Consider the following 12,609-nt stretch of genomic DNA (forward strand, 5'->3'; position numbering starts at 1 on the left):
CCGCGATGGTTTCGCGCCGGCGGATCAGCGTGGCCGCCGCGCCGCTCACGAGCACCTCGGCCGCGCGCGCGCGGGTGTTGTAGTTGCTCGCCATGCTCATGCAGTAGGCACCGGCCGAGAGCACGCCCAGCAGGTCGCCGGCCACCACGTTGAGTTCGCGGTCGCGGCCGATCCAGTCGCCGCTCTCGCAGACCGGGCCCACCACGTCGTAGCTGGTGGCCGTGCCAGCGCGCTCGCGCACCGGCACGATGCGATGGAAGGCCTGGTACATCGCGGGACGCGGCAGGTCGTTCATGGCCGCATCGACGATGCAGAAGTTCTTGTCCTCGCCGGGCTTGGTGTAGAGCACCTCGGTCAGGCACACGCCGGCATTGCCGACCAGCGAGCGGCCCGGCTCGATGACCAGCTTGCGCTGGCCGAAGCCGCGCGCGTCGAGCCGCGCGAGCAGCTGCTGCCACAGCGCATCGGCCTGCGGCGGCGTCTCGCCGTTGTAGTCGATGCCCAGGCCGCCGCCGAAGTCCAGGTGATGGATGGGAATGCCCGCGGCCTCGATCGCCACCACGAGGTCGAGCACGCGCTCGAAGGCATCGAAGTAGGGCGAGGCCTCGGTGATCTGCGAGCCGATGTGACAGTCGATGCCGACCACTTCGAGGCCCGGCAGGCTGGCCGCATGGCGGTAGGCCTGCACCGCGCGGTCGTGCGCGATGCCGAACTTGTTGCCCTTGAGGCCGGTGGAGATGTAGGGATGCGTCTTGGGATCGACGTTGGGATTGATGCGGATGCTGATCGGCGCGCGCGCCTTCTCGGCCAGCGCCACCTCGTTGAGCACGTCGAGCTCGGCCTCGCTCTCGACGTTGAAGCAGGCGATGCCGGCCGCGAGCGCCTGGCGCATCTCGGCGCGGGTCTTGCCGACGCCCGAGAAGATGATCTTCTTCGGATCGGCGCCGACCGCGAGCACGCGCGCGAGTTCGCCGCCCGAGACGATGTCGAAGCCGCAGCCGGCCTCGGCGAACACGCGCAGCACGCCGAGCGAGGAATTGGCCTTCATCGCATAGCAGATCAGCGCATCGCGGCCCTCGAAGCCGCGCTGGTAGGCGGCCAGGGCGTCGAGCATCCACTGCTTCGAATAGACGAACAGCGGCGTGCCGTGCTCGCGCGCGAGCGCGTCGAGCGACACGCCTTCGACCTGGAGCGCGCCGTCGCGCTGCGCAATATGGGGATGGCCGGGCAGGGGAAGGGTGCTCATCGGGCGGCTCCGCTGCTGGCGGTGGCGGGCTTCGGCGCGGCCTGGCCGGCGCCGGAAGAGGGGGTGGCATCGCTGTTGCCGCCGGGCATGCTGGGCGTCAGCAGATCGGGCAGCGTGGCGCGCTGCGAGGCGGCCGGATCGGTCGGTAGGTAGAGGGCGCCGCGCTGTCCGCAGGCGGCCAGGCCGAGGGTGGCGGCGGCGAGGCAGACCATGAGCGCAGTGCGGCCGCGGGCGCTCACTAGAATTTGGTGGACATTCAACATAACGAAATTGTAATGACGGACTCCGAATACATGGACCGCGCCGAAGCCGCGCTGGCGGCGATCGAGCAAAGCTGCGACCGCCTCAACGACGCCACGGACGCCGACATCGACAACCAGCGCGTGGGCGGCATGATCACGATTTCGTTTCCCAACGGCAGCCAGCTGATCGTGAACCTGCAGAAGCCGCTGCAGGAGATCTGGCTGGCGGCGCGCTCGGGTGGCTACCACTACCGCTTCGACGGCCAGGCCTGGGTCGACACCAAGAGCGCGGAAGAGTTCTTCGGCAACCTGTCGCGCGAGGCGACGCTGCAGGCGGGGCAGCCGCTGAGCTTCACCGCGGGCTGAGGCCCGCGGCTCGGCCGACGCGGCATCAGTTGCGGAACAGGTCGAGGATGCGGCTGCGCTCCTCGGGCGGTGCCGGCGGGCTCACCGGCGCGCCGCTCAGCGATTCGGCCGGCGCCGCCGGTGTCGTGTCGACACCCAGGCTGGCCACGCCGCGGCCCGGCGCGTAGTCGTCGTAGTACCACTCGCCGCCCACGTTCACCACGCCGGAAGGCGGCGCGGTCGAGAGGTCGGTGATCGGCGCGCCCTTGATGGCGGTTTCCATGAAGTTGATCCAGATCGGCAGGCTCAGGCCGCCGCCGGTTTCGCGATCGCCGAGGTTGCGCGGCGTGTCGTAGCCGATCCACGAGATCGCGGTCATGGTGGGCTGGAAGCCCGCGAACCAGGCGTCGAGCGAATCGTTGGTGGTGCCGGTCTTGCCGTAGAGGTCGGGCCGCTTGAGCATCGCCTGGGCCTTGGCCGCGGTGCCGGCGCGCGCCACCGACTGCAGCAGGCTGTCCATGATGAAGGCGTTGCGCTGCGGGATGGCGCGCAGCGCCTCGTTGAGCAGCGGCGGCTGCTTGTCGACCAGCAGCTTGTCCTTGTGGTCGGTGATGCGCGTCACGAGATAGGGATTGACGCGGTAGCCGCCGTTGGCGAACACCGAATAGCCCACCGCCATCTGCATCGGCGTGACCGAGCCCGCGCCGAGCGCCATCGGCAGGTAGGCCGGGTGCTTCTCGCGCTCGAAGCCGAAGTTGGTGATCCAGTCCTGCGCGTAGCGCGTGCCGATCGACTGCAGGATGCGGATCGAGACCAGGTTCTTCGATTTCATCAGCGCGGTGCGCATCGACATCGGACCGTCGTAGCCGCCGCCGTAGTTCTTGGGCTCCCAGGGTTGGCCACCGGTGGTGCCGGCATCGAAGAACAGCGGGCCGTCGTTGATCACGGTGGCGGGCGTGAAGCCCTTTTCGAGCGCGGCCGAGTAGATGAAGGGCTTGAAGCTCGAGCCCGGCTGGCGCCAGGCCTGCGTGACGTGGTTGAACTTGTTCTTGCCGAAGTCGAAGCCGCCGACCAGTGCCTTGATCGCGCCGTCGCGCGGGTCCATGGCGACGAAGGCGCCTTCGACCTCGGGCAACTGGGTGATCTCCCAGGTGTTCTTGGGCGTCTTGACCACGCGGATCACCGCGCCGCGGCGGATCTTGATGTTGGGCGGCGCCTTGTCGGAAAGGCCCGATTGCGCGGGCTTGAGGCCTTCGCCCGTGATCTGCACCGCGTCGCCGTTGCCGCGCACCGCGTCGATCTGCTTGGCCGTGGCCTTGAGCACCACGGCCGCCATCACGTCGCCGTTGTCGGGATGGTCGCTGAGCGCGTCGTCGACGGCTTCGTCGAGGTCCTTGGCATCGTTCGGCAGCTCGACGAACTTCTCGGGGCCGCGATAGATCTGGCGGCGCTCGTAATCCATGATGCCCTTGCGCAGCGCCTTGTAGGCGGCCGCCTGATCGGCCGCCACCAGCGAGGTGTAGACCTTGAGGCCGCGCGTGTAGGTGCTGTCGCCGTACTGCGCATACATGAGCTGGCGCACGGTCTCGGCCACGTACTCGGCATGCAGCCGGTTCGGATCGGCGGCATCGCGCAGGTGCAGCTCTTCCTTCTTGGCGGCCGCGGCCTGCTCGGCGGTGATGAAGCCGGCGTCCTGCATGCGGTCAATGACGTAGAACTGCCGGCCGCGCGCGCGCTGCGGATTGTTCACCGGGTTGTTCGCGCCGGGGGCTTTGGGCAGGCCGGCCAGCATCGCGGCCTGGGCGATCGTGAGCTCGGACAGCGGCTTGCCGAAATAGGCCTCGGAGGCGGCGGCGAAGCCGTAGGCGCGGTTGCCGAGGTAGATCTGGTTCAGGTAGATCTCGAAGATCTGGTCCTTGCTCAGCAGGTGCTCGAGCTTGAAGGTCAGCAGCACCTCGTAGATCTTGCGCGTCAGCGTCTTCTCGGAACTCAGGTAGACGTTGCGCGCCACCTGCATGGTGATGGTGGAGGCACCCTGGCTCTTCACGCGGTTCATGTTCGCGAGGCCGGCGCGGATCATGCCCTTGTAGTCGACGCCGCCGTGGTCGTAGAAGCGGGTGTCCTCGGCCGCCAGCACCGCGTCCTTCACCACCTTGGGGATGGCGGAGATCGGCGTCAGGTTGCGGCGTTCCTCGCCGAATTCACCGATCAGGATGCCTTCGGCCGAGAACACCCGCAGCGGCAGCTTGGGCCGGTAGTCGGAGAGCTCGGAGATGTCGGGCAGGTTCGGATAGGCGACCGCCAGCGCCACCGCGACCACGCAGATCACCGACAGCACGCCGGCCGCGGCGATGCCCAGCCCCCAGAACACGAAACGCAGCAGCCATTTGAGCCAGGCGGGTCGGGTGGAGGTGGGGGGAGTCTTGGCTGGGCGCTTGGGGTTTGGCGTTGGCCGTGTGTTTTCTTGCATGGAGGGCCCGAGAGTCACCGCGCATTATAAAAAGCCACCCCTTGAGCGGGCCCGGATGTTTCCTCGGGCGCCCAGTCCTAAATCGAAAGTTACAGAACGAGGCTTTAACGTCAGGTTTTGACAACGTTCGACCATTCCGCCCCGATCCCTCGCTTGGATGCCTTGGAGCGTGCTGCTAGCATGCAACCGAACGCATATTTTTCTATTGGTTACAAATGCAGGGGAAGAGGGACAGAACTTGGCTGCTCTTGGAACGTTGTTTCGTCGTCAGAACGCCCCCCTGCTCGGGCTGGATGTCAGTTCGTCCAGCGTCAAGCTGGTCGAGCTCGGCCGTGAAGCCAGCGGCAAGCTGATCCTGGAACGCTGCGCCATCGAGCCCCTGGAGCGGGGCTGGATCACCGATGGCAACGTCGAGAAGTTCGACGAAGTCGCCGAGGCCGTGCGCCGCGTGGTGCGCAAGAGCGGCACGCGCACGCGCAATGTCGCGCTGGCGCTGCCGCCGTCGGCGGTGATCACCAAGAAGATCATTCTTCCGGGCGGGATGAGCGAGCAGGAGCTCGAAATTCAAGTCGAATCGGAAGCAAATCAATACATTCCTTTCTCGCTGGACGAAGTGAGCCTCGATTTCTGCGTGACGGGGCCGAGCCTGAGCTCGGCGGGCGACGTCGAGGTGCTGATCGCCGCCTCGCGCAAGGAAAAGGTGCAGGACCGCGAAGGCCTGGCCGAGGCGGCGGGCCTCAAGGCCATGATCCTGGACGTCGAGTCCTATGCCTCGCGCCTCGCCACCGCGCGCCTGATCGAGCAATTGCCGAGCAAGGGCCAGGATGCGATCGTCGCCTTGTTCGAGGTCGGTGCCTTCACCACCAGCATGCAGGTGCTGCGCAATCAGGAAGTGCTGTATGACCGCGACCAGGCTTTCGGCGGCGCCCAGCTGACCCAGATGATCGTGCGCCAGTACGGCTTCTCGGCCGAGGAGGCCGAGGCCAAGAAGCGCAGCGGCGATCTGCCCGACGACTACGGTGCGGGCGTCCTCAAGCCCTTCGTCGAGAGCATCGCCCAGGAAATCGCGCGCGCGCTGCAGTTCTTTTTCACCAGCACGCCGCACAACCGCGTCGACTACGTGATGCTGGCCGGCGGATCGGCCTCGCTGCCGGGCCTGAGCAATGCGGTGACGCGGCAGACCTCCTTCGCCTGCTCGCTCGTGAATCCCTTCGACGGCATGGAGCTCGGTTCGAACATCCGCGAGAAGAAGGTCCGGCGCGAAGCGCCTTCCTACCTGACCTCCTGCGGTCTGGCCATGCGGAGGTTCCTGCAGTGATCCTGATCAATCTGCTCCCTCACCGCGAGGCCGCGCGCAAGCGCCGGCGCGAAGCCTTCTTCGGCACCCTGGCCGGCGCCGCGCTGCTCGGCGGCCTGATCGCCTGCCTGGGCTACCTCTGGTTCGAGGCCCAGATCTCGGCCCAGCAATCGAAGAACCGCTTCCTGCAGGGCGAGATCAAGAAGCTCGAGGTCGAGATCAAGGAGATCTCGACCCTGCAGGAGGAAATCGCGGCGCTGCGTGCACGCCAGCAGGCCGTCGAAGACCTCCAGGGCGACCGCAACCTGCCGGTGCATCTGCTCAACGAGCTGGTGCGGCAACTGCCCGATGGCGTCTACCTGTCGAACATGAAGCAGGACAACCAGACCGTCACGCTGCAGGGCATGGCGCAGTCGAACGAACGCGTGTCGGAGCTGCTGCGCAATCTCGGCAACAACAGTCCCTGGCTCGTGAAGCCGGAGCTGGTCGAAATCACCTCCGCGACCGTGAGTTTGAGTTCCAGCCAGCGCGACCAGCGGCGCGTGGCCAACTTCACCATGCGCATCGGCCTCAAGCGGCCCACCGACGCGCAGAAGGCGGCGGCCGACAAGGCGCTGGCCACCGCAGCGCAGTCCAAGGGCTAGGCGATCATGGCAAGCAACCGCTCCTCCCCCAAAGTCGATGTCGGCGCCGCACTGCGTCGCTTCGGCGATCAATTCCGTGGACTGAACCTCAACGACCCCGCGAACTGGCCGCCGGTGCCGCGCTATGCGCTATGCCTGGGCCTGAGCGTCATCGTGGTCGTGGCTTTGTGGTTCGTCTGGCTCACGAATTCGAACGACGAGCTCGAATCGGAGCGCAGCAAGGAAATCGCGCTGCGGACCGACTATCAGAAGAAGGTGGCGCAGGCCGCCAACCTCGACCTGCTGAAGAAGCAGCGTGAACAGGTGCAGCAGTACGTCACGCTGCTCGAGAAGCAGTTGCCGAGCAAGGCCGAGATGGATGCACTGTTGTCGGATATCAACCAGGCCGGACTTGGCCGAAGCCTGCAGTTCGAGTTGTTCCGTCCGGGGCAGGTCGTCGTCAAGGACTATTACGCCGAGTTGCCGATCGCGGTACGCGTGACGGGTCGTTATCACGACATGGGCGCTTTCGCGGCTGACATCGCGAGCCTCTCGCGCATCGTCACGTTGAACAACCTGAGCGTGACGCCACAGAAGGACAAGGACGTGCTGACGATGGATGCCACCGCGCGTACCTATCGCTATCTCGACGAGGAAGAACGACTGGCCCAGAAGCGCGCCGCGGCGCCGAAGGGCAAGAGGAAATGAAGACGGCCACTTATCTGTTGTGGTTGCTGCCCGCCGCAATCGGCCTGAGCGGTTGTGGCAACTCCGAGCAGGAAGACCTCCAGCGCTGGATGGTGGAGCAGCGCGCCCAGGTCAGGCCCAGTATCACGCCGATCGCCGAGCCGAAGCGGTTCACGCCGCAGGCCTACACGGAAGCGTCGTCGTTCGAGCCCTTCAACAAGCTGAAGCTCACGCAGGCGTTGCGCCGCGAATCGAACCAGCAGGGCAGCTCCGACCTGATCGCGCCCGAGTTGGCGCGGCGCAAGGAGGCTCTCGAGGCCTTCCCGCTCGATTCGATGGCCATGGTCGGCACCATGAACCGCAACAGCCAGCCGGTGGCTCTGGTGAAGGTCGACAAGCTGCTCTACAAGGTGCGTGTCGGCGAATACCTGGGCCTCAACTATGGCCGTATCACCCGGATCAACGAAAGCGAAATCGCCCTGCGGGAAATCGTGCAGGACGCAGCCGGTGAATGGATCGAACGCGCAGCATCGCTGCAGTTGCAAGAGAGTGCGAAATGAACCTACAAAAATCGAAGATGGCGCAGCGGCTGCGAAGCGCCGCGCTCGGGCTGCTGGCATGTGGCATGTTTGCCATGGCCCAGGCGCAAAACGCCATCGAGGCCGTGACGAGTTCGATGCAGTCCGGTGCGGAGGTGATCCGGATCGATCTGGCGCAACCTTTGGCCACGGTGCCCACGGGTTTTGCGGTCCAGACGCCAGCGCGCATCGCACTTGATTTCCCCGGTGTCACGAATGCCATCGGGCGCTCAGCGATCGAGATGAATCAAGGTAACCTGCGCTCGGTCAATGTGGTGCAGGCCGGCGAACGCAGCCGCGTGGTACTCAACCTCAAGCAAGCCACGGCATACAAGACCGAGCTTCAGGGCAAGTCGTTGCTCGTGATGCTCGAGCCCGTGGCCGGCGTCGCGCTCGCTGCGTCCGCTTCCGGCACCTTCGCCGAAAACCGCAATCGCGACATGCTGCCGTTGCGTGACATCGATTTCCGCATGGGGGCTGACAATACGGGCCGCATCATCATCGATCTGGCCAATAACCAGGTGGGTGTCGATCTGCGACAGCAAGGCAAGACCCTGGTGGCGGAATTCACCAAGTCCACGCTGCCCGAGGGATTGCGTCGTCGCCTCGACGTCGCCGACTTCAATACGCCGGTGCAGTCGATCACGGCCCAGCAGGCCGGCGACCGCGTCCGCATGACGATCGAGTCCAAGGGTGATTGGGAGCACAGCGCTTACCAGAGCGAGAACCAGTTCGTGGTGGAGGTCCGGGCGCGCAAGGTCGATCCGACCAAGCTGACGCAGGGCGTGGGCTACACGGGCGAGAAGCTTTCGCTCAACTTCCAGAACATCGAGATCCGTTCGCTGCTGCAGGTGATCGCCGATTTCACGAACTTCAATATCGTGACTTCCGATTCGGTGACCGGCGCGTTGACCCTGCGGCTGAAGGACGTGCCCTGGGACCAGGCGCTCGACATCATCATGCAGGCCAAGAACCTCGGCATGCGCAAGAACGGCAGCGTGCTGTGGATTGCACCGAAGGACGAGATCAACGCCAAGGAAAAGCTCGAGTTCGAAGCCAAGGCCGCGATTGAAAATCTCGAGCCGCTGCGGACGCAGTCGTTCCAACTGAACTACACGAAGGCGATCGCCATTGCTCAGGGGTTGACGGGAACGGGAACGTCGGCGGGGAGCGCAGGCGGGTCTGGCTCTGCCACGCGCATCTTGAGTCCGCGCGGCAGCGTAATTGCGGAAGCGCGTACCAACCAGTTATTCGTTTCGGACATACCCTCACGTCTCGCGCAAGTTTCGGAACTTATCCAGAAACTGGACGTGCCAGTGCGTCAGGTGCTGATCGAGGCTCGTATCGTCGAAGCGACCGACACCTTCGGCAAGTCGCTCGGGGCGCGCTTGGGAGGCGGGGTTGCGGGAGAGCGCGTAGCTTCCGCCAACGGCAATCGGGCATTCGGCAACATTGGCGTGATGCCGGTCGTGACTCAAGGCACAAATGGCAGCGGGAGTACGGCAACCACCACCTGGACCAACTCGAACTTCATCAACATGCCGGCATCGGATCCGACCGGCAATGGCGTTGCCGCAGGCACCTTCGCCATCTCGCTCTTCAACTCCAGCTTCTCCCGCATGCTGAACCTCGAGATCTCAGCACTCGAAGCCGACGGCAAGGGCAAGCTGGTGTCCAGCCCCCGTGTCATCACGGCCGACCAGACCAAGGCCTTGATCGAGCAAGGCGAGGAAATCCCCTACCAGCAGGCGACCTCGAGCGGCGCCACCTCGATCTCGTTCCGCAAGGCGGTGCTCAAGCTCGAAGTCACGCCGCAGATCACGCCCGAAGGCAACATCATCCTGACACTGGATGTGAGCAAGGACGCGCGTGGCATCAACACCACCGCCGGCCCGGCCATCAACACCAAGCATGTCCAGACCGAGGTGCTGGTCGAAAACGGCGGCACGGTCGTCATCGGTGGTATCTTCGAGCTCAACGAATCCAATGACGAGTCGCGCGTGCCGGTGCTGGGTGAAGTGCCTTATCTGGGGGCGCTGTTCCGCACACGCACTCGCATTGCGAACAAGACCGAAATGCTCGTCTTTATCACCCCGAAGATGATTACCGACCGCAACGCCGCGCGCTGACGCGCGGGCGTAGCAGCCACGGCGTGGCCGTCGCACTCGTCGGATTGCCCGGCGCCGGAAAGTCCGCGGTGGGCCGACGGCTGGGGCTTCGGCTCGATCTTCCCTTCGTCGACACCGACCACGAAATCGAGCAGCGCATCGGCTGCTCGATCCGCGATTACTTCGAGCGCGAAGGCGAAGCCGCCTTCCGCGACCTTGAGCAGCAGGTGATCGCTGAACTGGCGGCCGGCGCGCATGGCGTGCTGGCCACCGGGGGCGGCGCAGTGCTGCGCGAGGCCAACCGCCAGCAGCTGCGCGACCATTTCCACGTGATCTACCTGCGGTCCTCGCCCGAGGACCTGTTCCGGCGCCTGCGCCACGACGTCAAGCGCCCGCTGCTGCAAGTGGCCGATCCGCTGGGCCGGCTGCGCGAGCTGCACGACGCGCGCGATCCCTTCTACCGCGAGACCGCCCATGACGTGGTCGACACCGGCCGTCCCACGGTCGCGACGCTCGTGAACATCATCGTGATGCAGCTCGAGCTGGCCGGCATCGTGCCGCCCGGTGCGCATCCCGAGGGCCCCGAGCCGCCCCCGTCCTCGGGTTAGCGAGGCCCGGGCCGGGCACGGATCGACCCTCGCGCGCCGAGGCGCTTGGCGCCGGCGTTCCGGCCCCTGGGCGCCGCACCGCCTAAACTCCCGCCATGCCATCGCCCGCCGCTTCCGCTTCCCCGCCCGCCCTCGAACGCGTCGACATCCCGCTCGGCGACCGCAGCTATCCCATCCTCATCGGCGCCGGCCTGTTCGACGATCCCCAGACCTATGGCATCGTGCCGCAGGCGGCCAGCGCGCTGATCGTCAGCAACACCACGGTCGCGCCGCTCTACGCCCAGGCACTTCGCCAGGCGCTGGCCGGTCGGTTCCGGCAGGTTCATCTGCTCGAGCTGCCCGATGGCGAGGTCTACAAGAACCTCGAGACCCTGAACCTGATCTTCGACGCGCTGCTCGGCCACGGCAGCGACCGCAAGACCGTGCTGTTCGCGCTCGGCGGCGGCGTGGTGGGCGACATGACCGGCTTCGCGGCCGCCAGCTACATGCGCGGCGTGCCTTTCGTCCAGGTGCCGACCACCTTGCTGGCGCAGGTCGATTCCTCGGTCGGCGGCAAGACGGCCATCAACCATCCGTTGGGCAAGAACATGATCGGCGCGTTCTACCAGCCCCAACTGGTGGTTTGCGACCTCGGTACCTTGCAGACCCTGCCGCCGCGCGAACTCAGTGCCGGCTTGGCCGAGGTCATCAAGTACGGGCCGATCCACGACATGGCGTTTCTCGACTGGATCGAAGCCAACATCGAGGCCCTGGTGGCGCGCGATCCCGCCGCGCTCGCGCATGCGGTCAAGCGCAGCTGCGAGATCAAGGCGCTGGTGGTCGGTCAGGACGAGCGCGAGACCGGCCTGCGCGCGATCCTCAATTTCGGCCACACCTTCGGCCATGCGATCGAATCGGGCCTCGGCTATGGCGAGTGGCTGCATGGCGAGGCCGTGGGCTGCGGCATGGTGATGGCGGCGCGGCTGTCGCAGCGCCTCGGTGGCGTGGATGCGGCCTTCGTCGAGCGCTTGACCCGGCTGATCCAGCGCGCCGGCCTGCCCACGGTCGGCCCCGACCTGGGGGCGGATCGCTACCTCGAGCTGATGCGCGTCGACAAGAAATCCGAGGGCGGCGAGATCCGCTTCGTGGTGATCGACAAGCCCGGCTCCGCAATCATGCGCGGCGCGCCCGACGCGCTGGTGCGCGAGGTGCTCGCGCAGTCCTGCGCGGCGGCCTGAGCCCCCTTCCGATGGCCGGCATCGCCACTGCGGATTCATGAGTCTCGCGCCCTACGCCTCGCATCCCGCGCGTTCGCGCGGCCGTCGCCATCCCGAGCCGCCCGCACCCACGCGCGACGCCTTCCAGCGCGACCGCGACCGCATCGTGCATTCGACGGCGTTCCGGCGGCTGGTCTACAAGACGCAGGTGTTCCTCAACCACGAAGGCGACCTGTTCCGCACGCGGCTCACCCATTCGCTCGAGGTGGCGCAGCTCGGCCGCTCCATTGCGCGCGCACTGCGGCTCAACGAGGACCTGGTCGAGGCGGTCGCGCTGGCCCATGACCTGGGCCACACGCCCTTCGGCCATGCGGGGCAGGACGCGCTCAATGCCTGCATGGCCGAGCACGGCGGCTTCGAGCACAACCTGCAGAGCCTGCGCGTGGTCGATGCGTTCGAGCATCGCTATCCGCAGTACGACGGCCTCAATCTCAGCTTCGAGACGCGCGAAGGCATCCTCAAGCATTGCTCGCGCGCCAATGCCGAAAAGCTCGAGGCGGCCGAGCCCGGCGGCGTGGCGCGCCGCTTCATCGACCGTACCCAGCCCGGCCTCGAGGCGCAGCTGTGCAACCTGGCCGATGCGATCGCCTACAACGCCCACGATATCGACGACGGCGTGCGCTCCGGCCTGATCGCCGTCGAGCAACTGGCCGAGGTCGAGCTGTTCGAGCGCTACCGGCGCGAGGCGCTGGCCGAGTACCCGGCGCTGAGCGGCCGCCGCGTGCTCTACGAGACCATCCGCCGCATGCTCAGCGCCCAGGTCTACGACGTGATCGACGCCACCCGCGCCACGCTCGAGGCGCTCGCGCCCGGCGATGCCGACGCGGTGCGCCGCGCGCCGCCGGTGGTCGCGTTCAGCGAGGGCATGCGCGCGCAGTCGGAGACGCTGCAGCGCTTCCTGTTCCGCAATCTCTACCGCCATCCGCAGGTGGTGCAGACCACCGACCAGGCGCGCGAGGTGGTGCGCGAACTGTTCGATGCCTACCTCGAGCGCGGCGCCGAGATGCCCGAGTCCTTCGCCGAGCGCGCCGACCGCCCGCGCGCCGTGGCCGACTACATCGCGGGCATGACCGACCGCTTCGCGATGCGCGAGCACGAACGGCTGACCGGCCGGCGCGGCATCGCGCGCGCCGACGGACCGACGGCATG

Annotated in this window: 12 protein-coding genes; 9 read left to right on the top strand and 3 right to left on the bottom strand. The window is 66.4% G+C overall.

Going from position 1 to position 12,609, the window contains the following annotated elements:
• Together lysA and lptM are read right to left on the bottom strand one after the other, a co-directional pair.
• Window positions 1-1,246: diaminopimelate decarboxylase (gene lysA / locus AC27VN_RS17860; RefSeq protein ID WP_490877373.1), on the bottom strand; the 1,246-nt coding region annotated here is incomplete at its 3' end.
• Window positions 1,243-1,509: an LPS translocon maturation chaperone LptM gene (gene lptM / locus AC27VN_RS17865; protein ID WP_093352031.1), complete on the bottom strand. Its 267-nt coding sequence runs from the start codon at window positions 1,507-1,509 to the stop codon at window positions 1,243-1,245. The genes lptM and lysA, both read right to left, overlap by 4 nt.
• Window positions 1,510-1,521: 12 nt before the next feature.
• On the opposite strand from lptM, the gene cyaY reads away from it, so the two are divergent.
• Complete coding sequence (gene cyaY / locus AC27VN_RS17870; protein ID WP_093352029.1) at window positions 1,522-1,854, top strand: iron donor protein CyaY; 333 nt, start codon at window positions 1,522-1,524, stop codon at window positions 1,852-1,854.
• Window positions 1,855-1,879: 25 nt separating this feature from the next.
• On the opposite strand, the gene AC27VN_RS17875 is transcribed toward cyaY, so the two are convergent.
• The gene (locus AC27VN_RS17875) at window positions 1,880-4,303 is read right to left on the bottom strand and encodes a penicillin-binding protein 1A (protein ID WP_177239508.1); all 2,424 of its coding nucleotides are present in this window, start codon (window positions 4,301-4,303) and stop codon (window positions 1,880-1,882) included.
• Between the two features lie 238 nt (window positions 4,304-4,541).
• On the opposite strand from AC27VN_RS17875, the gene AC27VN_RS17880 reads away from it, so the two are divergent.
• The 8 genes from AC27VN_RS17880 to AC27VN_RS17915 all read left to right on the top strand — a co-directional run.
• Window positions 4,542-5,621, top strand: coding sequence for a pilus assembly protein PilM (locus AC27VN_RS17880; RefSeq protein WP_208509128.1), 1,080 nt, complete (start codon window positions 4,542-4,544; stop codon window positions 5,619-5,621).
• Window positions 5,618-6,244, top strand: a complete 627-nt coding sequence (locus tag AC27VN_RS17885; protein WP_490877374.1) for a PilN domain-containing protein — start codon at window positions 5,618-5,620, stop codon at window positions 6,242-6,244. Before AC27VN_RS17880 ends, AC27VN_RS17885 begins: the two co-directional genes overlap by 4 nt.
• Before the next feature lie 6 nt (window positions 6,245-6,250).
• Window positions 6,251-6,931, top strand: coding sequence for a type IV pilus inner membrane component PilO (locus AC27VN_RS17890; protein ID WP_490877375.1), 681 nt, complete (start codon window positions 6,251-6,253; stop codon window positions 6,929-6,931).
• Complete coding sequence (locus AC27VN_RS17895; protein ID WP_490877376.1) at window positions 6,928-7,470, top strand: pilus assembly protein PilP; 543 nt, start codon at window positions 6,928-6,930, stop codon at window positions 7,468-7,470. Before AC27VN_RS17890 ends, AC27VN_RS17895 begins: the two co-directional genes overlap by 4 nt.
• Complete coding sequence (locus AC27VN_RS17900; RefSeq protein WP_490877377.1) at window positions 7,467-9,617, top strand: type IV pilus secretin PilQ; 2,151 nt, start codon at window positions 7,467-7,469, stop codon at window positions 9,615-9,617. The genes AC27VN_RS17895 and AC27VN_RS17900 overlap by 4 nt, the downstream gene beginning before the upstream one ends.
• Before the next feature lie 23 nt (window positions 9,618-9,640).
• Window positions 9,641-10,204: a shikimate kinase gene (locus AC27VN_RS17905; protein WP_490877378.1), complete on the top strand. Its 564-nt coding sequence runs from the start codon at window positions 9,641-9,643 to the stop codon at window positions 10,202-10,204.
• A gap of 95 nt (window positions 10,205-10,299) precedes the next feature.
• On the top strand, window positions 10,300-11,421 hold the full coding sequence (gene aroB, locus AC27VN_RS17910; protein ID WP_490877379.1) for a 3-dehydroquinate synthase: 1,122 nt from the start codon (window positions 10,300-10,302) through the stop codon (window positions 11,419-11,421).
• 37 nt (window positions 11,422-11,458) lie between these two features.
• Window positions 11,459-12,609, top strand: a 1,151-nt coding sequence (locus tag AC27VN_RS17915) for a deoxyguanosinetriphosphate triphosphohydrolase (RefSeq protein ID WP_490877380.1), incomplete at its 3' end; no start/stop codon positions are given.

The organism is Variovorax sp. 20P10.2.4 (genome assembly GCF_058244205.1).